Origin of the sequence: Sphingomonas sp., assembly GCF_042095875.1 — a bacterium.
Lineage (GTDB): Bacteria > Pseudomonadota > Alphaproteobacteria > Sphingomonadales > Sphingomonadaceae > Sphingomonas.
In genome coordinates this window covers 19,542-39,433 of the sequence record NZ_JBELMJ010000002.1, presented here as the reverse complement: position 1 = coordinate 39,433, position 19,892 = coordinate 19,542, and the positions used below count along the sequence as shown (strand labels likewise).

At 70.5% G+C, this 19,892-nt stretch carries 21 protein-coding genes; 12 read left to right on the top strand and 9 right to left on the bottom strand.

Annotation, left to right across the window (positions count from 1 at the left end):
- Positions 1–87: 87 nt before the first annotated feature.
- On the bottom strand, positions 88–558 hold the full coding sequence (locus tag ACFDS6_RS01180) for a hypothetical protein (protein ID WP_375270279.1): 471 nt from the start codon (positions 556–558) through the stop codon (positions 88–90).
- 191 nt (positions 559–749) lie between these two features.
- On the opposite strand from ACFDS6_RS01180, the gene ACFDS6_RS01175 reads away from it, so the two are divergent.
- From ACFDS6_RS01175 to egtD, 6 genes are read left to right on the top strand one after another with little or no spacing between them, the layout of a single operon-like run.
- Positions 750–1,070, top strand: coding sequence for a DMT family transporter (locus tag ACFDS6_RS01175; protein ID WP_375270278.1), 321 nt, complete (start codon positions 750–752; stop codon positions 1,068–1,070).
- Between the two features lie 41 nt (positions 1,071–1,111).
- Entirely contained in the window at positions 1,112–1,942 is an 831-nt protein-coding gene (gene gluQRS, locus ACFDS6_RS01170) for a tRNA glutamyl-Q(34) synthetase GluQRS (RefSeq protein ID WP_375270277.1), read from the top strand.
- Positions 1,943–1,951: 9 nt separating this feature from the next.
- Positions 1,952–2,185: a twin transmembrane helix small protein gene (locus tag ACFDS6_RS01165; RefSeq protein WP_375270276.1), complete on the top strand. Its 234-nt coding sequence runs from the start codon at positions 1,952–1,954 to the stop codon at positions 2,183–2,185.
- Between the two features lie 3 nt (positions 2,186–2,188).
- Positions 2,189–2,746, top strand: a complete 558-nt coding sequence (locus tag ACFDS6_RS01160; protein WP_375270275.1) for a cob(I)yrinic acid a,c-diamide adenosyltransferase — start codon at positions 2,189–2,191, stop codon at positions 2,744–2,746.
- 52 nt (positions 2,747–2,798) lie between these two features.
- A complete protein-coding gene (gene egtB / locus ACFDS6_RS01155) occupies positions 2,799–4,058 on the top strand; it encodes an ergothioneine biosynthesis protein EgtB (RefSeq protein WP_375270274.1) in 1,260 nt (419 codons plus the stop codon).
- Positions 4,059–4,060: 2 nt separating this feature from the next.
- Entirely contained in the window at positions 4,061–5,038 is a 978-nt protein-coding gene (egtD, locus tag ACFDS6_RS01150) for an L-histidine N(alpha)-methyltransferase (RefSeq protein WP_375270273.1), read from the top strand.
- 30 nt (positions 5,039–5,068) lie between these two features.
- On the opposite strand, the gene ACFDS6_RS01145 is transcribed toward egtD, so the two are convergent.
- Positions 5,069–6,094: a DUF1176 domain-containing protein gene (locus tag ACFDS6_RS01145; RefSeq protein WP_375270272.1), complete on the bottom strand. Its 1,026-nt coding sequence runs from the start codon at positions 6,092–6,094 to the stop codon at positions 5,069–5,071.
- 80 nt (positions 6,095–6,174) lie between these two features.
- Between ACFDS6_RS01145 and ACFDS6_RS01140 the strand changes: the two genes are divergently transcribed.
- Positions 6,175–7,044 carry a 3-hydroxybutyryl-CoA dehydrogenase gene (locus ACFDS6_RS01140; protein ID WP_375270271.1) on the top strand — a complete coding sequence of 290 codons (870 nt, stop codon included), beginning with the start codon at positions 6,175–6,177 and terminating at the stop codon, positions 7,042–7,044.
- A gap of 382 nt (positions 7,045–7,426) precedes the next feature.
- Here ACFDS6_RS01140 and ACFDS6_RS01135 read toward each other — a convergent pair whose 3' ends face one another.
- The 5 genes from ACFDS6_RS01135 to ACFDS6_RS01115 all read right to left on the bottom strand — a co-directional run bounded on the left by ACFDS6_RS01135 (position 7,427) and on the right by ACFDS6_RS01115 (position 11,867).
- A complete protein-coding gene (locus ACFDS6_RS01135) occupies positions 7,427–8,059 on the bottom strand; it encodes a hypothetical protein (RefSeq protein WP_375270270.1) in 633 nt (210 codons plus the stop codon).
- The gene (locus ACFDS6_RS01130; protein ID WP_375270269.1) at positions 8,056–8,286 is read right to left on the bottom strand and encodes a hypothetical protein; all 231 of its coding nucleotides are present in this window, start codon (positions 8,284–8,286) and stop codon (positions 8,056–8,058) included. Before ACFDS6_RS01130 ends, ACFDS6_RS01135 begins: the two co-directional genes overlap by 4 nt.
- 96 nt (positions 8,287–8,382) lie before the next feature.
- On the bottom strand, positions 8,383–8,595 hold the full coding sequence (locus ACFDS6_RS01125) for a cold-shock protein (RefSeq protein WP_093004040.1): 213 nt from the start codon (positions 8,593–8,595) through the stop codon (positions 8,383–8,385).
- Between the two features lie 639 nt (positions 8,596–9,234).
- On the bottom strand, positions 9,235–10,203 hold the full coding sequence (locus ACFDS6_RS01120; protein ID WP_375270268.1) for an agmatine deiminase family protein: 969 nt from the start codon (positions 10,201–10,203) through the stop codon (positions 9,235–9,237).
- Positions 10,200–11,867, bottom strand: a complete 1,668-nt coding sequence (locus ACFDS6_RS01115; RefSeq protein ID WP_375270267.1) for a M28 family metallopeptidase — start codon at positions 11,865–11,867, stop codon at positions 10,200–10,202. The genes ACFDS6_RS01120 and ACFDS6_RS01115 overlap by 4 nt, the downstream gene beginning before the upstream one ends.
- Before the next feature lie 154 nt (positions 11,868–12,021).
- On the opposite strand from ACFDS6_RS01115, the gene ACFDS6_RS01110 reads away from it, so the two are divergent.
- Both ACFDS6_RS01110 and ACFDS6_RS01105 read left to right on the top strand, forming a co-directional pair.
- Positions 12,022–12,723: a hypothetical protein gene (locus ACFDS6_RS01110; RefSeq protein ID WP_375270266.1), complete on the top strand. Its 702-nt coding sequence runs from the start codon at positions 12,022–12,024 to the stop codon at positions 12,721–12,723.
- Complete coding sequence (locus ACFDS6_RS01105; RefSeq protein WP_375270384.1) at positions 12,650–13,981, top strand: alpha/beta hydrolase family protein; 1,332 nt, start codon at positions 12,650–12,652, stop codon at positions 13,979–13,981. Before ACFDS6_RS01110 ends, ACFDS6_RS01105 begins: the two co-directional genes overlap by 74 nt.
- Positions 13,982–14,152: 171 nt before the next feature.
- Here ACFDS6_RS01105 and rpsD read toward each other — a convergent pair whose 3' ends face one another.
- Positions 14,153–14,767 carry a 30S ribosomal protein S4 gene (rpsD, locus tag ACFDS6_RS01100; protein ID WP_375270265.1) on the bottom strand — a complete coding sequence of 205 codons (615 nt, stop codon included), beginning with the start codon at positions 14,765–14,767 and terminating at the stop codon, positions 14,153–14,155.
- A gap of 231 nt (positions 14,768–14,998) precedes the next feature.
- Here rpsD and ACFDS6_RS01095 point away from each other — a divergent pair, with 231 nt between their 5' ends.
- From ACFDS6_RS01095 to ACFDS6_RS01085, 3 genes are read left to right on the top strand one after another with little or no spacing between them, the layout of a single operon-like run.
- On the top strand, positions 14,999–15,313 hold the full coding sequence (locus ACFDS6_RS01095; protein WP_375270264.1) for a chorismate mutase: 315 nt from the start codon (positions 14,999–15,001) through the stop codon (positions 15,311–15,313).
- Between the two features lie 24 nt (positions 15,314–15,337).
- Complete coding sequence (locus tag ACFDS6_RS01090) at positions 15,338–17,887, top strand: DegT/DnrJ/EryC1/StrS family aminotransferase (protein WP_375270263.1); 2,550 nt, start codon at positions 15,338–15,340, stop codon at positions 17,885–17,887.
- On the top strand, positions 17,884–18,933 hold the full coding sequence (locus tag ACFDS6_RS01085) for a glycosyltransferase family 2 protein (protein ID WP_375270262.1): 1,050 nt from the start codon (positions 17,884–17,886) through the stop codon (positions 18,931–18,933). Before ACFDS6_RS01090 ends, ACFDS6_RS01085 begins: the two co-directional genes overlap by 4 nt.
- Before the next feature lie 139 nt (positions 18,934–19,072).
- On the opposite strand, the gene ACFDS6_RS01080 is transcribed toward ACFDS6_RS01085, so the two are convergent.
- Positions 19,073–19,792, bottom strand: coding sequence for a murein L,D-transpeptidase catalytic domain family protein (locus ACFDS6_RS01080; protein ID WP_375270261.1), 720 nt, complete (start codon positions 19,790–19,792; stop codon positions 19,073–19,075).
- Positions 19,793–19,892 lie beyond the last annotated feature (100 nt).

Here is a 19,892-nt window from a genome sequence, read left to right as displayed (position 1 = left end):
GGCGCGGCAGCGGCGTCGGTATGATCGGTCATGCGCGCGTCCTAACGTGCGACGCGGGCTTTAGTCACGCGGCACCGCGCGTCCGCGTCACTGATCGCGGTAGGTTCGCAATTGGCTGCGCAGCGACACCGGCACCAGGTTCGGCGACGTGCCGACCTCCATCACCTTGTTGCTCCAGCGCCCGATGTCGCGCTCGAACACCGATGCGACGAAGCGGATGCGCCCCGGCGCGATCCGCTTCGCCGTACGAAAAGCGACGATCGCGACCGGTTTCTGGTCGTCGATCGTCACGCTGTCCAGCAGCTGCCGGTAGGAACCGACCTGTCGCGCACTCGCTCGTGCGCGACCGTCCTCGACCATGTCGGGAGTCGCGCAGACGTGCGAGGCGGCGCACTCGACGTCCGCGTCGGTAATACCCGACACGATGTAGCGACCATCGAGGCGCGCACCGAGCCCGGCGAGCAGCGCGTAGCGATCCTGCGGGTTCAGATCGATCGTCGCGGGCGTCGCAGGCGCCGCGCCGGCGATGGCGGCGGACAAGGAGAGAAGGAACAGCATGCTAGCCTCCCGGAAGCTTTGCCGCGATACGGTGGACATGAAGGCTAACACGTTGGAACGGGCTTGTATCCACCGGTCGGTTGCAGAGCGGCGGCAGCTCGGCTAGGGCGCGCCGCTTCGATAGGCAGCGCCTCTTTCGGGTTTCCGGCGGCTGTGCTCCCCCGAACGAGCCCGTGAGTGGAGGAAACCGGATGGCGTGGGTCATTCTGGGCGTGGCGGTCGTGACCGAGATCATCTGGGCGCTGAGTCTGAAATGGGCGGCGGTGCAGGGAAGCTGGGCGGCGTCGGCGGTGCCGATCACCTTGAGCTTCGTCAACATGGGGCTGCTCGCGCTGGCGATGCGCGGGTTGCCCGCGGGGACGGCCTACGCGGTGTGGACCGGGCTGGGCGCGGTCGGGGTCACGATCTTCGGCGTGATCCTGTTCGGGGAGAAGCTCAACACGGAGCAGGTCGGATTTATCGCGCTAATCATCGTCGGCGTGGTGGGGACGAAGTTCTTCGCGCAGGCGTGATGCCTTGAGCGGCGGGCTGCGCGCCCGCACATGGGGCGCCGATGATCACTTCCCGCTTCGCGCCGTCGCCGACCGGGCGGCTCCACCTAGGGCACGCGTTTTCCGCGATCAGGGCGCATGATCTGGCACGGGCGGAAGGCGGCTCGTTCCTGCTCCGGATCGAGGACATCGACGGCACACGCAGCCGAGCCGAGCACGTCCAGACGATCGTGGCGGACCTGGCGTGGCTGGGGCTGACGTGGGATAGACCTGTGGTGTTCCAGTCCGAGCGGCTGGACCGCTACGCAGCGGCGCTGCAGCAACTGCGTGGAGAAGGATTGCTCTACCCGTGCTTCTGCACGCGTTCGGAGATCGCGGAAGCGATGAACGCGCCGCACGGGCCGGTGGGCGTTTACCCGGGCACGTGCCGCGGCGTGGACGCGCGTGGCCGCATGGACGAGCCGCATTGCTGGCGGCTCGACATAGCGGCGGCGGTCGCGCGCGCCGGGCCGCTCGACTGGAATGACGGTGGGGAGACGATCCGCGTCGTGCCGGAGGAGCAGGGCGACGTGGTGCTGGCACGCAAGGATGCGCCGGCGAGCTACCATCTGGCGGTGACGATCGACGACGCGGCGCAGGGCGTCACCGACGTCGTGCGCGGGCGCGACCTGTTCGCGGCGACGCACGTCCACCGCCTGCTCCAGGCGCTGCTGGGCCTGCCGACACCGCGCTATCATCACCATGAACTGCTGACCGGACCCGACGGCGAGCGGCTGGCCAAGCGACATAACGCGCCGACCCTGACGGCATTGCGTGAGCGCGGCGTCGACGGGCGCGCCGTCGCGGACGATTTGCGCCGCCGTCAGCTTCCAAATGACGCCTCTCGTACCTAGATTACGATCATGAACACCTTTCTCGTCATCCTGCTCGTCGCGGCGATGCTCGCCACGGTGGTCGCGCTGGTGCGCGGCATCATCTCGTTCCTTCAGGAGCAGTCGGCGCAGGTGCGCGACGGCAGCGACGGGCCGACGTCGGGGCAAATCAAGTCCAACCGCATGATGCAGCAGCGCATCTTCTTCCAGGCGGCGGCGATCCTGGTGTGCGTGTTGCTGCTGGCAGCGGCCGGGCGCACCTGAGACTTGGTCAAGCTCAACCGCATCTACACGCGCACCGGCGACGCCGGCGAGACGGGGCTGGTCGACGGCAGCCGCGTGTCGAAGGCGGACACGCGGTTGCAGGCGATGGGCGACGTTGACGAAGCGAACAGCGCGATCGGAGTCGCGATCGGCAGCCTGGAGGACGAGCAGGTGCGTGAGGCGCTGAGTCGGGTGCAGAACGACCTGTTCGACCTGGGCGCGGATCTGGCGACACCAGGCGACGACTTCGCGCCGAGCGAGATGGTGCTGCGGATCGTTCCGGCGCAGGTCGCGCGACTGGAGGCGGAGATCGACGCGCTCAACGCGGGCGTGCCGCCGCTGACCAGCTTCGTGCTGCCCGGCGGCGCGGCGTCGTCGCTGCACCTCGCGCGCGCGATCGTGCGGCGCGCGGAGCGGTCGTTGGTCGCGATGGGGGCGGCAGCCAATCCGCAGGCGCTCACCTATATCAATCGCTTGTCCGATTTCCTGTTCGTGGCGGCGCGCGCGGTGAACCAATCGGCCGGCGGAGACGTTCTGTGGGTTGCAGGGGCAAACCGTTAACGTAGCTTGGTCCGACTTCCGGCACGGCTTGGTTGGCGGCGGGGAGTGAATGATGGAACCGCAACGCCGAACACATGGTCTGGCCGGCGATCTCGCGCGGCGGTTCTCCGCGGTGCGCGGCTTGAGCGAGGCGCTGGTCGCGTCGTTGTCCGACGCCGACGCCACGGTGCAGTCGATGGACGATGCCAGTCCGGCCAAATGGCACCTGGCGCACACGACCTGGTTCTTCGAGACATTCGTGCTGCGCGATCACGTCGCCGGGTACCGGTTGCACGACGAGCGCTTTCCGTTCCTGTTCAACAGTTATTACGAGGCCGAGGGGCGGCGCCACGCGCGTGGGCGACGCGGCATGGTGACGCGGCCGACACTGGACGAGGTGATGGCGTACCGCGGGGCGGTTGACGCGGCGCTGCTCGACGCGATCGACGATCTGCCCGCCCCGGCGCGCGAATTGGTGGTGCTGGGTTGCCACCACGAGCAGCAGCACCAGGAGCTGCTCGTGACCGATATCCTGCACCTGATGAGCGAGAACCCGCTCGAGCCCGCGATCTGGCTGGCGGCGGCCAAGGTACCGGTGGCGATGCCGGGACCGATCGGCTGGATCGAGAGTGGCGAGCGCGTGGTCGAGATCGGCCATGACGGACAGGGCTTCGCGTTCGATTGCGAGGGGCCGCGCCACCGCGCGCTGCTGCCCGCGCACGCGATCGCCGATCGGACGGTCACCAACGGCGAGTGGCAGCGCTTCATCGCCGACGGGGGCTATTGCGACCCGCGGCTGTGGCTGTCGGACGGCTGGGGGTGGGTGCAGCGTGAGGGGATCGACGCGCCGCTCTACTGGGAAGAACAGGACGGCGTGTGGACGCGCTTCGGGCTGGACGGGCGACGCGCGGTCGACCCGGCGGCCCCGGTGACGCACGTCAGCTTCTACGAGGCGGACGCTTACGCCGCCTGGGCGGGGGCGCGGCTACCGACCGAGTTCGAGTGGGAAGCGGCGGCCGCGGCATCCGACGCGAGCGGCGGCAACCAGATGGACACAGGTGGCGCGGTCGAGCCGCGCCCCGCGGCGGGTGCCCCCGCCTTCTTCGGCGACGTGTGGGAATGGACCGGCAGCGCCTATCGCCCCTATCCGGGCTTTCGCGCGGTCGAGGGCGCGGTGGGCGAGTATAACGGCAAGTTCATGAACGGGCAGTTCGTGCTGCGCGGCGGCAGTTGCGCGACCCCGCGTGGCCACGCGCGCGCGAGCTACCGCAATTTCTTCTACCCCCATCAGCGCTGGCAGTTCACCGGCGTGCGACTCGCCAAGGATCTGTGAACATGCTGAAGCCTGAAATCGAAGATGGTCAGGCGAGCCTCGCCGACCCGCAGTTCCGCGCCGACGTGCTGGCGGGTCTCGCGCGGCGCCCGCGGGCGATCCCGGCGCGCTGGTTCTACGATCACCGCGGGTCGGAATTGTTCGAGGACATCACCGACCTGCCCGAATATTACCCGACCCGCACCGAGATCGCGCTGATCGAGGGGCTGTGTCCCGAGTTGCACCATCTGACCGGCAAGGGGCGCGCGGTGGTGGAGTTCGGCTCGGGGTCGTCGACGAAGACGCCGACCTTGCTCCGGTGCCTGGAGCCCTCCGCCTACGTGCCGATCGATATTTCGGGCGATTTCCTGCGCGAGAGTTCGCGGACCCTGTCGGCGGCGTTTCCTGATCTGCTGGTGCTGCCGTTCGAGGCCGATTTCACGCGGCCGCTCACCCTGCCGCACACGATCCACGACGCACCCAAGCTGGGGTTCTTTCCCGGATCGACGATCGGCAACCTGATCCCGCTCGCCGCGGTCGACCTGCTGCGCGCGATGCGCGCGTCGCTGGGGGAGGGCGCGATGCTGCTGATCGGGATGGACCGGATCAAGGACGCGGGCGTGCTGGTCCCCGCCTACGACGACGCGCAGGGAGTGACGGCGGCGTTCAACCTCAACCTGCTGGAGCGGATCAACCGCGAGCTGAACGGCACGATCCCGATCGACGCATTCCGCCACCGCGCGATCTGGAACGACGACCGCGCGCGGATCGAGATGCACCTGGAGGCGACGCGCGACGTGTCGTTCGCGGTCGAGGGACGCCAGTTCGAGCTCGCGGCGGGCGAGACGATCCACACCGAGAACAGCCACAAATACGGTCCGCGCGACGCGCGCATCCTGCTGCGCAGCGGAGGATGGACGCCGATCCGCGAGTGGACCGACGACGAGGGCAAGTTCGCGGTGATCCTGGCCGAGGCGCAGGCGGAGCGGCCCGCGCCCTGAGCCGCGTAGCCCGCGGGCGTGCCGCGTGCGTCAGGGTCGCTCCACGCGGGCGGTCCAGGTGCGGATGAAATCGGGGTTGCCGCGGCATTCGCTCATCTCGGCCTGCTCGATCAGGCGCAGGCGGGTGCCGTCCCAGGCGAAACGCTGAAACACGCCGCAGTCGCCTAGGCCGCGCCCCTTCGCGTAGCTGGTGAGGATGCCGTTCTCGACTGAGCCGTTGACCACGCTCGGCACCTTGATCTCCGGGTCGGCGCCGGTCGCCTCGAACCCGGCGGGCGCGTCGGTCCGCGCGGGCTCGACACGATTGCCGCGGACGACGAACAACGCGCCGACGACGTTGTACGCACCGGCCGAGCAGGGCAGCACCGCGAGCGAGGTGCCGCCGCCGACCGCCGACACGACCGGGCTCCAGTCGAGGTCGGGGCTGGGCGGCGCCTCGCACCGGGCCGTTCGCTTCATCGCGGCGACCTGCTTCGGCGACAGGCGGGCGGGAGCGCCGGTGAGGACGGGCGCGTGAACGACCGGCGCAGGTGGTGCGGCGGGAACCGATGTGGCCGGAGCGCGCCCCTTCGCCACCGCGGCGGTGACGGTGTCGACGCGGTGCTGGACCGCGTCGACGTAGCGGAGCGCCGCCGACAGGCCGACGAGCGACACGGTGCCGAGCGGCCTGCCGGTTCGCCCGACCAGCGTCAGCGCGCGTGCGGTGGCGAGCGTCGCGACGATGCGCTGCGCCTGCGTGCCCGCGAGTGCGCCGGCGAGGGGGAAGCGCTGCGTGCCGACGCGCAGCGCGGTCGGCGGTGGGCCGTCGCCGATGGTGCCGAGTGCGAGCTCGAACCGGCCGTCCGGGCCCGCAAGGCGCGCGATCTCGAGCGTGTAGCCTTGGCCCGGCCCCGCCTCCGGTGCGAGCGAGGCGAGCGTGCAGCGCCGCGTGTTGTCGCATCCGGCCGCCCAGTCGCCGAATGTCTTGAGTGCGCCGGGGCTGACCACGGGGGCGGGTGCTCGGGCGGGGGCAGGGCTGGCGGCGAGCAGCAGCGTGGCGGTGAGGATCGGGCACATGATGGGCCGATAGCGTGGTGGCGCGGCGGCGGCAAAGCGGGCTAGAGCGCGCACCAACCACGAGGATGAGGAACGGGCGAATGCAGACGGTTGGCGTGATCGGTGCGGGGCAGATGGGTGCGGGGATCGCGCAGGTGTCGGCGGCGGCGGGGTACCGCGTGATCCTGAGCGACGTCGACCAGGCGCGCGCCGAGGCGGGCAAGGCGGGGATTGCCAAGCGGCTGGCGCGCGACGTCGAGAAGGGCAAGGTCGACGCCGACGCGCGCGACGCGCTGCTCGGGCGGATCGAGCCGGTCGGAGACGTCGCCGCGATGGCGCCGTGCGCGCTGGTGATCGAGGCGGCGACCGAGCGGGAGGCAATCAAGCGGCAGATCTTCGCCGAGGTGGGCAAGGTGCTGGGCGAGGACGCGGTGCTCGCGTCCAACACCTCGTCGATTCCAATCACGCGGCTGGCGCAGGCAGCACCCGATCCGGCGCGGTTCATCGGCGTCCACTTCTTCAATCCCGTCCCGGTCATGGGGCTGATCGAGATCATCCGCGGGCTGGCGACGAGCGACGAGACGGTGGCGACGATCGAGACCTATGCGCGCCAGCTCGGCAAGCAGGTGGTGCGCGCCAACGACGCGCCGGGCTTCATCGTCAACCGCGTGCTGATGCCGATGCTGAACGAAGCCTGCTTCGCGCTGGGCGAGGGGGTGGCGACGATCCCCGACATCGATCTCGCCTGCCAATTGGGGCTGAACCACCCGATGGGGCCGCTGACGCTGGCCGACTTCATCGGGCTCGACACTTGCCTGGAGATCACGCGGGTGCTGTTCGAGGGCACGGGAGACCCGAAGTTCCGCCCCGCGCCGCTGCTGATCAAGTACGTCGAGGCGGGCTGGTACGGGCGCAAGAGCGGACGCGGGTTCTACGATTATTCGGGCGAGACGCCGGTTCCGACGCGCTGAGCCGCGGAAGGTGAGGCGAAGGTGAGGCCAACGCGAGGTGCGACCGCGATGGAAGGTGAGGCTAAGGTGAGGCCAAGGCAGCTTGCAACCGCGGCGAAAGGTGAGGCTAAGGTGAGGCCAACGCGCTGCGTATCCCGGCTCGCCTAAGCGACTTCGTGAGCCCGTGGCCGACCATCCGGCACGGAAGGTGAGGCGAAGGTCACGCCAATGCGCGTGCCGGTCGATCGGTTTCGCCTACCGATCGGCGTCGGACGCGCAAGGCTGTATCCAAAGCGTAAAAGAGCGGGTCGAGACGGTACGGCCGAGATCGCGAACGGGTGATCGTCGCGGTCGAGCCGGTCGCCGCTCGCCTTATCTGGGCAACGGGCTGTAGGACAGCGGATCAGGCGTCCGCGACCTTGTGCACCAGTTGATGGTAGAAGCTGCCGACGCCGATCAGGTCGCGGCCGCTGGGCGCCAGATGGTCGCCGAGCGCGTATCGGCGCAGATCGGCCGAGGCGGGCGCGTGCCATCCCGCGGTCATCCACGCGCCGCCGCCGCTGTCGGGACGGCGCACGAGGCCGTGGCAGTGCCACAGACACGCGCGCGAGCGGCCGAGCGCGCGCAGGCGCGCGACATCGTCGGCGAGGATCGCGATCGCGGGCAGGGCGGCTGCGCGCGTGGGTGTGCGATATGCGACGTCGTGGACGCGGTTGGCGGCATTGTGTCGGCGCGGGCGGTCGGGCGGGGAGGGCGCGACCTGATCGAGCAAGCCTTTGAGGAAGGTGTCGAGTTCGCGCAGGCAATTGGCGACGTAGCGCGCGCGAACGCCCGCGGCGCTGCCGGTCGGCCAGGGTGCGGCGAGCGCGCCGTCGGTCGCCAGCTGTCCGAGCCGATGTGCGCCGAGCAGCAGCAGCGTCGCGGCGCGTTCAAGCTCCGCAGGCGGCGCGAGTGCCGCGACGCGCAGGCGGGCCGGGTCGGGGGCGGTCGCGTACGGGTCGGCCGGGTGGGCGAACGCCAGCGCGGTCGCGGTCACTCGGCAGCGGAAGGCGGGGCGGCGGAAGGCGGAGCGACGGTGGGCGAGGTCGCGGCCGGTGCGCGGTCGGCGCGCAGCTTGTCGGTGCGCTCGGCGCGGCTCGCCATCGCGTCCCACGATGCGGCGGCACGCTCGCAGCGTTCGCGCACGTTGTCGAGCGTGGCGGCGGAAGCCGCGACGCGCTGCGTATTGGCCTGATTGCGGAAAAAGGCGGCGTCGTTGGACATGTCACGAACTCCGAATGGGCGGGCGCGGTGGCACGATGCCGGTGCGCCCCGCCGGGAACGACGATGGCGACCGACCGGCCGCCATCGGCGCGCGCGCTATTCGGCGTGGCTGAGGTTGACCGCCGCCATCTTGCCGCGACGATCCTGCTCCAGCTCGTAGCCGACGCGCTGGTTCTGGTTGAGCGTCGTCATCCCCGACCGCTCGACCGCCGAGATGTGAACGAACGCATCGTCGCCGCCGCCGTCGGGCGCGATGAAACCGTACCCCTTGTCGAGGTTGAAGAATTTGACGGTGCCGGTGATGCTCATGTTCTTCCTTCGTCGAAGACGCGCCGATCGACGGACGCGCACGCCGCTCAAGGCTGCAGGGAAGGAAGGAAGAAGGTGCCGCAAAGCGCCGAAAAACCGTCGATATGCGACTATAGCGGGGCCGATATGGGCGCGGGGGCGGGATTGCACAAGGTTTGGTGGTGGGAGTGGGTGGCTTGGTGAGGGCGTGACGGGCGGGGCGAGATATATTTTCTCGTCACCCCGGACTTGATCCGGGGTCCCGCTTCTTCGGTATGTCGGGAGAAGGTAGCGAGATCCCGGATCAAGTCCGGGATGACGATTAGGTTCGGTGGGTGGGGGTGCTTTACGGTGGACGGGGCTGGGGTGACCAATTGGTAGAGCCGCACGTCGCCTGAGTGGATTGCTTCACGGTGCTCGGCCGGGCGACGGCGAAGCCGCCGCCTGACGTCGAACGGTTCGGCTGCTGCCGACCCGCCGGCCGGCCCGACCTTGCACTTCGTGCAACGCCGCCGTCGCTGCGCCGACGCGGCTAGGTCGGGCGGGCGACGGCGAAGCCGCCGCTTTACGTCGGACGGGTTCGGCTTAGGCCGACCCGCCGGCCGATCCCGGCGTTGCGCGGCTCTGCCGCGCATCGGCGCCGTCGCTTCGCCGACGCGCCTACGCCGGGATTTGCTGGCTAATACAGTGAAAGCTCCCGCCGCCCGTCAGGATCGCGTCCGCGCGCAGGCCCACCGCGCGGCGGTCGGGGAACAGCGCCTGTACCGCCGCAACGCCCGCCTCGTCCTGCGGCGTGCCGTAGATCGGCACCACCACCGCGGCGTTGCCGATGTAGAAGTTCATGTAGCTCGCCGGGATCACCTCCTCATCGCGCAGCACGCGGCCGGGGGAGGGGACGTGCACGACCTCGAGCCCGGCGGCGCGGGCGCGGTCGGCGGCGTCCTGGTAGACGCGCCAATTGGGGTCGTTCTCGGCCGCCTGCGGCAGCGCGAGGCGGTTCTCGCCGACGAAGCGGGCGAGGTTGTCGATGTGGCCGTCGGTGTGGTCGTTGAGCAGCCCGTCGCCGAGCCACACGACGCGGGTGTAGCCGAGGTCGTTGCGAAGTCGCCGCTCGATCTCGTCGCGCGACAGCGACGGGTTGCGGTTGGGGTTGAGCAGGCACTGCTCGGTGGTGACCACCGTGCCGGTGCCGTCGCCGTCGATCGCGCCGCCTTCGAGCACCCAGTCGTGCGTCTGCGCCGACAGCCCGCGCGCGGCGGCGAGGCGTTGTCCGACGTCATCGTCGCCGGCCAGGTCGTATTTGCCGCCCCAGCCGTTGAACGCGAAATCGTGCGCGACGCCGTCGCGGTCGAGGATCGCGGCCGTGTCGCGCAGCCAGATGTCGCCGAACGGTTCGACCACAGCTTGCGCGAACGGTGCGAGGCTGCGCGCCGCGGCGGCGGCTTCGTCGTCGGCGGCGACGAGGATCACCGTCTCGCCCGCGCCGCCGGCGTGGACGGCGCGCGCGAAGGCGGCGACCTCGTCGCGCGCCTGATCGAGGTCATCCTGCCACAGCTCGGGGTGGCTCGGAAAACCGATCCACACGGCGGCGTGCGGCGCCCATTCGGCGGGGGGAGTCTTTGATGTCACTTGGCTGCCCCTGCGCGCGAGCGGTCGCGGATGGTGCGGAACTCGGCGCTCTCGTACCAATTCGGCCACGCGTTGCCGTCCGCGAGCTCGCGGCCGAGCTGGTAGTAGATCGTCAGGTCCTGCACCGCGCCGTCCCAGTTCCAGTCGGAGCGGTACTCGTCCTGCGGCTTGTGGTAGCGGCTGGCGGTGTAATCCTCGTTCGCCGCCTTACCCGCCGCGACGCCGCCGTCGACCAGGTCCTCGCCGCTCGCCGCCGACAGCATCGGCACGCCGAGCTTCGCGAAGGAGAAATGGTCGGAGCGGAAGTAATGGCCCTTTTCCGGCGTCGCCTCGGGGGTGATGCGGCGGCCCTGCGCGGCGAGGAGCGGGCGGACCATGTCCTCCAGCTCGCTCTTGCCCGCGCCCGTGATCTCGAAGTCGCGCGTCGCGCCGTTGACGTTGAGCACGTCCATGTTGATGCCCCCGACGGTGCGCGCGAGCGGGAAGACCGGGTGCGCGGCGTAATAGGCGCTGCCGAGCAGGCCCGATTCCTCCGCAGTGACCGCGAGGAACGCGACCGAGCGGCGCGTTGGCGGTGCCTTGGCGAACGTCTCCGCCAGCGCGATCAGCCCGGCGGTGCCCGATGCATTGTCGAGCGCGCCGTTGCAGATGTCGTCGCCGTTCACCGGCTCGCAGCGGCCCAGGTGATCCCAGTGCGCCGAGTAGAGCACGTAGTCGTCGGGCGATCCGCCCTGCGCGGCGGGCTTGCCCGGCAGCACGCCGATGACGTTGTGCGACAGCGACTTCTTGATCCGGTTGTCGAAGCCGACCGACATGGTGACGCCGAGCGGGACGGCGCGGAAGCCCTTGGTCGCGGCGGCGCGGGAGAGCGCGGCGAAATCCTTCCCCGCGCTGGCGAACAGCGCCTTCGCCTGCGCCAGCTGCATCCAGCCGATCGCCTGGCTCTGGTCCATGTGATTGTTGGCGGCGTCGAGCTCGTACTGCTCGCCGGTCCAGGAGGATTGCACCACCGCCCAGGGATAGGCGGCGGGTTCGGTGTCGTGGACGATGATCGCGGCGGTGGCACCTTGGCGCGCGGCCTCCTCGAACTTGTAGGTCCAGCGGCCGTAATAGGTCATCTCGCGGCCGTTGAACGTGCCCTTGGTCTCGGGCGTCGACCAGTCGGGGTCGTTGGAGAGGATGACGACGGTCTTCCCCTTCACGTCGAGGCCGGCATAGTCGTTCCAGCCCTTCTCCGGCGCGTTGACGCCGTAGCCGACGAACACGACGGGCGAGTTGGCGATGCTGACCGAGGGCACGACGCGGTAGGTGCCGACCACCATGTCGCTCTTGTAGGCGAGCGACAGCGGGGTCGTGCCGCCCGAGAACACCATCGGGCGGGCGTTCGCCGCGGTGCTGGCCACCATCGGCACGTCCTGCGTCCATTTGCCCCCGTTGCCGGGCTTCAGCCCCGCGGCCTTCATGCGCTTGACGAGATAGGCGATCGTCTTCGCCTCGCCCGCGGTGGTCGGCGCGCGGCCCTCGTAGGCGTCGGACGACAGCTCGCGCGTGACGTCCTTGAGCGTCTGCACGGGGATCGCGGGGGTGGGCGCGGGCGCGGTCTGGGCGAGCGCGGTCGGGGCGGCGAGGGTGGCGGCGACGAGGCAGGCGGCGGCGAGGCGCATGGTGACTTCCTTTGCTGTGCCGGCGTGTGCCAGCCGGGTGCCGCATCCGCAAGCTTGTGCGCCGGGTTGGACGCGATAGGATGAGCCGTGGGCGCTTCCCAGGGGACGGAAGCGCGGGAGGGGTGTTGAGCGTATGTGGAGAAGAACGGCGGCCTTGCTGGCCGGTGTGAGTTCGCTGGCCGGTACGTCATGGGCGGCGGAGCCCGACGCGGCGGCGATGTTCGGCGCGCGCGAGGCGATACAGGACATATCCCTGTCGCCCGACGGCACGCACGTCGCCTATGTCGTGCCGACGCAGGGACGCGGCAGCGCGGTGCTGGTGAGCGACATCGTCAACGGCGGCGACGCCAAGACGGTGATGTCGACGCAGGAGCAGGGCGCGCGGATCGCGGACTGTTCCTGGTCGGCGGTCCAGCGGATCGTGTGCACGATTACGATCGTCAGCGACACCGGCACGCAGCGGTTGACCTTCACCCGGCTGGTCGCGGTCAATCGCGACGGGACCCAGATGAAGATGGTCAGCTCGCGCGAGAGCCTGACCGCGCTGGGCTTGATGCAGAACGGCGGCACGATCATCGACTGGACCGGTGGCAAGGGCGACGGCTGGGCGCTGATCACCCGCGCCTTCGTGCCCGAATTCTCGACCGGCACCCGGCTGGCGCAGTCCAAGGAGGGGCTGGGCGTCGACCGCATCAACACGCTGACGCTTCAGCGCGAGCATGTCGAGCAGCCGCGCGACCGCGGTGGAATATATCGCCGACGGGGACGGGCACGTGCGCGTGATGGGCACGCGCGGCGAGGCGTCCAACGGCTACGCGCGCGACACGGTCAGCTATTCCTATCGGCGCAAGGGTGAGAACGGCTGGACCAAGCTGAGCGACGTGACGTTCGCCGGCGTTCTGGCGAACGGGTTCGACCCCTATGCCGTCGACGCGGCCACCGACGCGATCTACGGCTTCGAGCGGATCAACGGCACGCGCGCGCTGGTGCGCGTGGCGCTGGATGGCAGCGAAAAGCGCGAGGTGCTGTTCTCGCGCCCCGACGTCGACGCGGCCGGCCTGGTGCAGGTCGGACGGCAGCGCCGCGTCGTCGGCGTATCGTACGTCACCGATCGCCGCGAGGTGAAGCTGTTCGATCCCGCGATCCAGCAACTGCTGACCTCGCTGGGCAAGGCATTGCCCAAGTCGCCGATCATGAGCGTGGTGGACGCAAGCGCGGACGAGAACCGCTTGCTGATCTTCGCGGGCTCCGACGTCGATCCCGGGCAATATTACGTGTTCGATCGCAAGACGCGCGAGTTGAACGCGGTGCTGCCGGTGCGCCCGCAACTCGACGGCGTCGCGCTGTCGCCGGTCACGGCGATCACCTACAAGGCGGCGGACGGGACGATGATCCCGGGCTATCTGACGCTGCCGCCCGGCGGAGCGGCGAAGAACCTGCCCGCGATCGTCATGCCGCACGGCGGACCGGGCGCGCGCGACGAATGGGGCTTCGACTGGCTGGCGCAATATTACGCGCACCAGGGCTACGCGGTGCTGCAGCCGAACTTTCGCGGGTCGACCGGCTACGGCGACGCGTGGTTCCAGAAGAACGGGTTCCAGTCGTGGCAGACCGCGGTCGGCGACGTCAACGATGCCGGGCGCTACCTGCTGAGCAGCGGGATCGCGGCGCCGGGCAAGCTGGGCGTGGTCGGCTGGTCGTACGGCGGTTACGCCGCGCTGCAATCGTCGGTGCTCGACCCCGATCTGTTCAAGGCAATCGTCGCGATCGCGCCCGTCACCGACCTGAACATGGTGCGCGAGGAAGCGCGCTTCTTCACCAACTTCCCGCAGGTCAGCGCGATGATCGGCAACGGCGCGCACGTGCGCGAGGGAAGCCCGTTGCAGAACGTGGCATCCATCAAGGCGCCGGTGCTGCTGATCCACAGCGACAAGGACGACAATGTCGGCGTGGGCGAATCGCGCGCGATGGCGGGCAAGCTGCGCGGCGCGGGCAAGAAGGTCGATTACATCGAATATGCCGGGCTCGACCACCAGCTGGACGACACCGCCGCGCGTACCGAAATGCTGGGCAAGTCGGACGCGTTCCTGAAGGCGGCGTTCGCGGGCAAGTGACGCGGGCCGAGGTTGCTCGCTTCGGGTAAGCGGGCGACCTCTTCGTCGGTGAAACGAGAAAGGGCGGCCCCGCGGGACCGCCCTTCTTTCGTGCGGGTGTGCGCCGCGGGCGAAGCCCGCGTCGTCGGTCCTCGCTGGAGCGAGGCCGGCCGGTCGTCGAGTTCTACTCGCTTATCGCGAGTAGAACTCGACGACCAAATTCGGCTCCATCTTCACCGGGTAGGGCACCTCGTCGAGCGTGGGCACGCGGATGAAGGTGACCTTGGCCGCGCCGTCGGGCGCGACATAGTCGGGGACTTCGCGCTCGGCGAGCTGCTGCGCCTCGAGCACCAGCGCCATGTCCTGCGCCTTCGAGCCCAAGGTGATCTCGTCGCTGACGTAGCAGCGGCGCGACGCGATGTTGCACTTCACGCCGTTGACGCGGACGTGGCCGTGGCTGACGAGCTGGCGCGCGGCCCAGATCGTCGGCGCGAACTTCGCGCGGTAGACGATCATGTCGAGGCGACGCTCGAGCAGGCCGATCAGGTTCTGCGAGGTGTCGCCCTTCATCCGCGCGGCTTCCTCGTAGCAGTGCTTGAACTGCTTCTCGGTCACGTCGCCGTAATAGCCCTTGAGCTTCTGCTTGGCGCGCAGCTGGATGCCGAAGTCCGACACCTTGCCCTTGCGGCGCTGACCGTGCTGGCCGGGGCCGTACTCGCGCTTGTTGACCGGGCTCTTGGGGCGGCCCCAGATGTTCTCGCCCAAACGGCGATCGAGCTTGTGCTTCGCGCTATGACGCTTCGACATGTGTATTCCTTGGCAAATGCTAACAACGTGGCCCGCGCTTCATCGTGGATGATGGACGGCGGGGTTCTTCCCGGTCATCGCGCCGCCCGTTGCCAGAGGCACGGGCGGGCCCACCGCTTCACCGGGGTGCAGGGGCAATTGCGAAGGCGCGCGCTTAGCGGGGCGGGGCGGAGGCGTCAACCCGGACGTACTCGGCTGGACAGGCGGGCGCGGCGGCGGCACAGGCGAGGCATGAGCATCAAGCCCGGACCCGAGTGCAGCACGATGGCGGAGGTTCGCGCGGGCGTCGACGCGCTCGACCGCGAGCTGGTCGCGCTGCTGCGGCAACGGTTCGACTACATGGACGCGGCGGCGCGGATCAAGCCGGTGCGCGAGGCGGTGCGCGACGAGCCGCGCAAGGCGCAGGTGATCGCACAGGCGCGCGCGGCGGCCGAAGAAGCGGACCTGCCGGGCGAGGCGGTGGCGCAGATGTGGGACGTGCTGGTCGAAGCGTCGATCGCGTATGAATTGGAAAGATTCGACCGGCGCGACGTAACCGGGCGTTAGGCGCCGCCGGGGCATGGCGGCACGATGGACCTGCCGCTGATCGCCCCCAACCCGCCGCGCCTGTCGCAGATGGCCGACGCTTTGGCGCGCGTCGAGGCGAGCGGGACGTTCAGCAACCACGGCCCCGAAGTGCGCGCGTTCGAGCGCGAGGCGACCGAGCGGTTGTTCGGCGGGGTGGGCGCGACGCTGGCGGTCAACAACGCCACCAACGGGTTGATGATCGCGCTGGCCGACGCGGTCGGCGCGCGCGGACGTGGTGGGTGCGCGCAGGCGAACGAGCGCGGGCGGGGCGGCATGGCGATCATGCCGGCGATGACCTTTGCCGCGACCGCGCAGGCGGCGTGGTGGGCGGGGCTGATGCCGCTGGTGTGCGACATCGACCCCGACGACTGGAGCGCGGCGGCGCGCGAGGAGGAGCGGCTGCTGCGGCGATACGGCGGCGCGGTGGCGGCGATCGTGCCCTACGCGACGTTCGGGCGCGCGATCGACCTGGAGCGGTACCGCTGGCTGGCGGCGCGGCACGGCGTGGCGGTGGTGGTCGACGCGGCGGCGTCGCTGGGTACCGCGGACGAGGCGGGAGGCGAGGACGGGGCGGAGGTCAACTTCGGCGCGGGGTCGCCGTTCCCCGTGGTGTTCTCGATGCACGCGACCAAGCCGTTCGCCGTGGCGGAAGGCGGGCTGATCCACTGCGGCGACGCGGGCACGATCGAGCGGTTGCGCGCGGCGGCCAATTTCGGTTTCGCGGCGCCGCGCACCGCGACGCTGGCCGGGTTGAACGCCAAGCTGCCCGAGGTGCTGGCGACGATGGCGCGCGCCAAGCTGGCGACGTTCGGGGAGGTGTGCGCGACGCGCGCGGCGGTGGTGCGCGCGTACCGCGACGCGCTGGACCCATGCTTTACTGTGCAGCAGGCGGATGGGGGAAGCGAGCAGCAGGCGCACGGGTTCTTCCCGGTGCTGCTGCCGCGCGGCAGCGACCGGGCGGGCGTGATCGCGACGCTGGCGCATGGCGGCATCGGTGCCGGCGCCTATTTCAGTCCGCACCTGGGCGAGCAGCCGTGGGTGCGCGACGTGGCGGTGATCGAGCCGACGCCGGTGTGCGACGACGTGGCGGCGCGGATCGTGTCGTTGCCGGTGACCGACGCGATGGTGCCGGCGGACGCGCGGCGCGTCGCGGCGGCGCTGCTGCGTGCGACCGCGCGGATGGGGTCGTTGCGCGCGACCGCGCGGGCGGGGGTGCCGGCGCGCGCCTGCGCGGTCGAGCAGCACGAGACGCTGGTGATCGGGGGCGGACCGGCGGGCACCGCGCTGCTGACCGCGGCGGCGAAGGCGGGGGTGCTGCCGGCGCTGGCGCGCGGGCTGGCGGTGGTCGAGGCGGGCCCGGCGCTGGGAGCGGGGCGGCTGGGGCAATATGCCATCACCTCCGATTCGAGTGCGGAGACGTTCCTGACCGCGCTGGCACACAATCCGCACCCCGAGATCGCCGCGCTGGTCGATCATCCGGCGGCGGCGCGGGTAGCGGCGCACCGCGACGGGCTGGGCGTGCCGCTGGTTGAGGTCGGGCCGCTGCTGGACGTGCTGGGCGATCGATTGGCAGGCGTCGTCGGCGCGCACGGCGGACGCGTGCTGACGCAGCGGCGCGCGCTGTCGGCCGAGCGCGAGCCGGGCGGGTGGTGGCGCGCGCGCGTCGAAGACGTGGCGAGCGGTACCGTCAGCGAGCATCGCGCGCGCCGGCTGGTGATCGCGACCGGGGGGCACCAGCCGCTCGACCGGTTGGCGACGCAGGAGGTCGCGGGCGCGCCGCTCGCGACGCTCGCCGAGGGGCGGCTGATCCAGTCGGACGCGGTGCTGAGCATCGGGGGTACGCGACTGGTGGCGGACCTCATCGCGAACAGGCGCGCGCCGCGGATCGCGGTGGTGGGCGGATCGACCAGCGCGCTGACCACGGTGGCGGCGCTGCTCAAGGCCGGGTTGCCGCTGGGGGCGGGGGCGATCACGCTGCTGCACCGGCGGGCGCTCAGGCCGTTCTATCCCTCGGTAGCGGCAGCCGAGGCGGAAGGGTTCAGCGATTTCGGCGCGGACGACATCTGCCCGGTTTCGGGGTTCGTCTACCGGCTGGCCGGGTTCCGGCTGGAGGCGCGTGACCTGGTGCTGCGGATGCTGGGCGTGGACGGGCGCGAGCCCGACCCGCGCGTCGCGCTGCACCGCGTCGCGCCGGGCGTCGACGCCGCGGCGCAGGAGATCGTCGCCCGCGCCGACGTGGTGATCGGCGCGCTGGGTTACCGCCCGCACGCGCTGCCGCTGCTGGACGGCGCGGGCCAGCCGATCGCGCTGGCGGCGGACGCGGGGCGCGCGATGGTCGACCGGCACTGCCGCGTGCTCGGCGCGGACGACCGGCCGATCGACGGCGTCTACGGCATCGGGCTGGCCGCGGGCTTCGTGCCGTGGGGGCGGCTGGGCGGCGAGGCGAGCTTCCGCGGTCAGGCCAACGGATTGTGGCTGTGGCAGAACGACGTCGGGATGATGATCGTCGACCAATTGCTCGGGACAACGGCGCGGACGGCGGCGGCGGGATGAGCGGCGCACCGATCGTCAGCGTCATCATCCCCGCGTACAATGGCGCGCGGTTGATCGAGGAAACGCTCGCCAGCGTTTGCGCGCAGACGCTGGACGATTTCGAGGTGATCGTGGTGGACGATTGCTCCACCGACGACACGCGCGCGGTGGTGGCGCGGTGGCACGATCCGCGCGTGCGGTTGATCGCGCTGGCAGAGAACGGCGGGCCGGTGCGCGCGCGCAACCACGCGCTGGCGCACGCGCGCGGGCGGCACATCGCGGCGCTAGACCAGGACGACCTGTGCCACCGCGACCGCTTCGCGCGGCAGGTCGCGTTCCTCGACGCGCACCCGGACGTGGCATTGGTCGCGAGCCGTACCGACGTGCTGAGCGACGCCGGCATCGCGCCGTCGCGCCACGCGGCGGTGACGACGCCGGCGCTGCTCGGCTGGCTGCTGCGCTTCTCCAATCCGCTGGTCTGGTCGTCGGTGATGGTGCGCGGCACCGCGGCGCGCGCGCTGGACCCGTTCACGCGGCCCGGCGTGCTCTACGCCGAGGACTACGACCTGTACCACCGGATCGGCGCGCACGGGTCGATCGCGCGGATCGACGCGCCGCTGGTCACCTATCGCAGCCACGCCGGCGGGTGTTCGCAGCGGTACGAGGAGGTCATGCTGGCGAGCGCGGAACGCGTGCTGGCCGAGGCGCTGCGCGACACGTTCGGCGGCATGGCCGGCAGCGCGGCCAACCTGTTCGTGCGCCACCTGATGCACGGTGCGCCGGTGCCCGACGCCGAGGTGCTGACGCGGCTGGCGGCGCTGTTGGAGCATGCGCGGCTGCGCTACGTCGCGGCAGCGCGGCCGGGTGCGCGTGATCGCCGGCTGATCGCGCGCGCCACGCGCCACGCCTGGGCCGAGGTGGTGCGCGCCGGGCTGCGCCACGGCACGATCGGCATCCGCGACGCGGTGGCGGCGGGGCCGATCGCGTCGGCGGCGCGGATCGACCGGCTGGCGTGGAACCGGATGGTCGGCGGCGTGCGGCCGTGGCTGGGTGCCGGCATCGGCTGAGGCGAGGCCGGGTTGGCACCGGGCCGGGTTGGCGAAGGTGCGCCCGGGCGCCTAGCTAGAGTTGGTAATCGTCACCAAAGCGCAGACGCTGCCGGATGTGCGTCGCAGCGACGGTCAGCGCGCTGATGTAGCGCGGCGATCAGACCTTGGCGGCGTAGATCATCCGGCCCGGCCCGAGCCGCTCGAACACCTCGGCCAGCTCGTTCTCGCCGACCGCGAAGCAGCCCTGGCTGCGCCCGAGCATGCCGCGGCCCGCGACCATTTCCGGGTTGGCGTACCAGGCGGCGTGGACGACGATCGCGCGGTCGAGCGCGTTGTTGTTGGTGTGGTCGAGCCCGATCAGCCGCTGCGACTTGCCGTGCTTGCCGATGTAATAATCGCTGGTGAGGAAGGCGCCCTCGCACGAGGCGTTGGAGCCGTTGGCGTTGGAGAAGCGCTGGAGGTAGCCGGTGTGTGCGGGGTCGGAGCCCGAGCCGTGCGCGACGAGCTTCGACTTGGTGCGGCCGTCCTCGAGGTTGATGAGATGGAAGCGCGGGGTGCCCGACCCGATCGCGAAATCGGCGATGGCGATGCGGTCGTGGCGCTGGATGCTGCTGCCGTGCTGCTGGAGCGCGGCGAGCGCGCGGCGCATCAGCGTCGGGCGAACGGTGCCGAGGCTGTTGGCGCTGCCGGCGGGGAAGCTGTCGGCGGTGAAGCCGCCCGCGCTATGGCCCTCGTACATGCCGACGGGAAGCAGCGACTCGGGCGCGCGACGCAGGCCGGCGGACACGGCGGACGGGATCATCATGGCGCCGGCGAACAGGCCGCCCGTCTTCAACAAGGCACGCCGTGATGGCACCGGTTCGCGCGTCAACTGCATATCTGCGGGTAATCCTTCATTGCCGATGCGGACCTTGTACCATGATTCGGCTTAACGATCTGCAATCTTTTCCGCATGTTAGGCGCACGTTCCTACATTC

Coding starts and splice junctions, on each gene's coding strand:
- ACFDS6_RS01180 (WP_375270279.1), bottom strand. CDS start 558: ATGCTGTTCCTTCTCTCCTTGTCCGCCGCCATCGCCGGCGCGGCGCCT.
- ACFDS6_RS01175 (WP_375270278.1), top strand. CDS start 750: ATGGCGTGGGTCATTCTGGGCGTGGCGGTCGTGACCGAGATCATCTGG.
- gluQRS (WP_375270277.1), top strand. CDS start 1,112: ATGATCACTTCCCGCTTCGCGCCGTCGCCGACCGGGCGGCTCCACCTA.
- ACFDS6_RS01165 (WP_375270276.1), top strand. CDS start 1,952: ATGAACACCTTTCTCGTCATCCTGCTCGTCGCGGCGATGCTCGCCACG.
- egtB (WP_375270274.1), top strand. CDS start 2,799: ATGGAACCGCAACGCCGAACACATGGTCTGGCCGGCGATCTCGCGCGG.
- egtD (WP_375270273.1), top strand. CDS start 4,061: ATGCTGAAGCCTGAAATCGAAGATGGTCAGGCGAGCCTCGCCGACCCG.
- ACFDS6_RS01145 (WP_375270272.1), bottom strand. CDS start 6,094: ATGTGCCCGATCCTCACCGCCACGCTGCTGCTCGCCGCCAGCCCTGCC.
- ACFDS6_RS01140 (WP_375270271.1), top strand. CDS start 6,175: ATGCAGACGGTTGGCGTGATCGGTGCGGGGCAGATGGGTGCGGGGATC.
- ACFDS6_RS01130 (WP_375270269.1), bottom strand. CDS start 8,286: ATGTCCAACGACGCCGCCTTTTTCCGCAATCAGGCCAATACGCAGCGC.
- ACFDS6_RS01125 (WP_093004040.1), bottom strand. CDS start 8,595: ATGAGCATCACCGGCACCGTCAAATTCTTCAACCTCGACAAGGGGTAC.
- ACFDS6_RS01115 (WP_375270267.1), bottom strand. CDS start 11,867: ATGCGCCTCGCCGCCGCCTGCCTCGTCGCCGCCACCCTCGCCGCCCCG.
- ACFDS6_RS01105 (WP_375270384.1), top strand. CDS start 12,650: ATGGGCACGCGCGGCGAGGCGTCCAACGGCTACGCGCGCGACACGGTC.
- rpsD (WP_375270265.1), bottom strand. CDS start 14,767: ATGTCGAAGCGTCATAGCGCGAAGCACAAGCTCGATCGCCGTTTGGGC.
- ACFDS6_RS01095 (WP_375270264.1), top strand. CDS start 14,999: ATGAGCATCAAGCCCGGACCCGAGTGCAGCACGATGGCGGAGGTTCGC.
- ACFDS6_RS01090 (WP_375270263.1), top strand. CDS start 15,338: ATGGACCTGCCGCTGATCGCCCCCAACCCGCCGCGCCTGTCGCAGATG.
- ACFDS6_RS01085 (WP_375270262.1), top strand. CDS start 17,884: ATGAGCGGCGCACCGATCGTCAGCGTCATCATCCCCGCGTACAATGGC.
- ACFDS6_RS01080 (WP_375270261.1), bottom strand. CDS start 19,792: ATGCAGTTGACGCGCGAACCGGTGCCATCACGGCGTGCCTTGTTGAAG.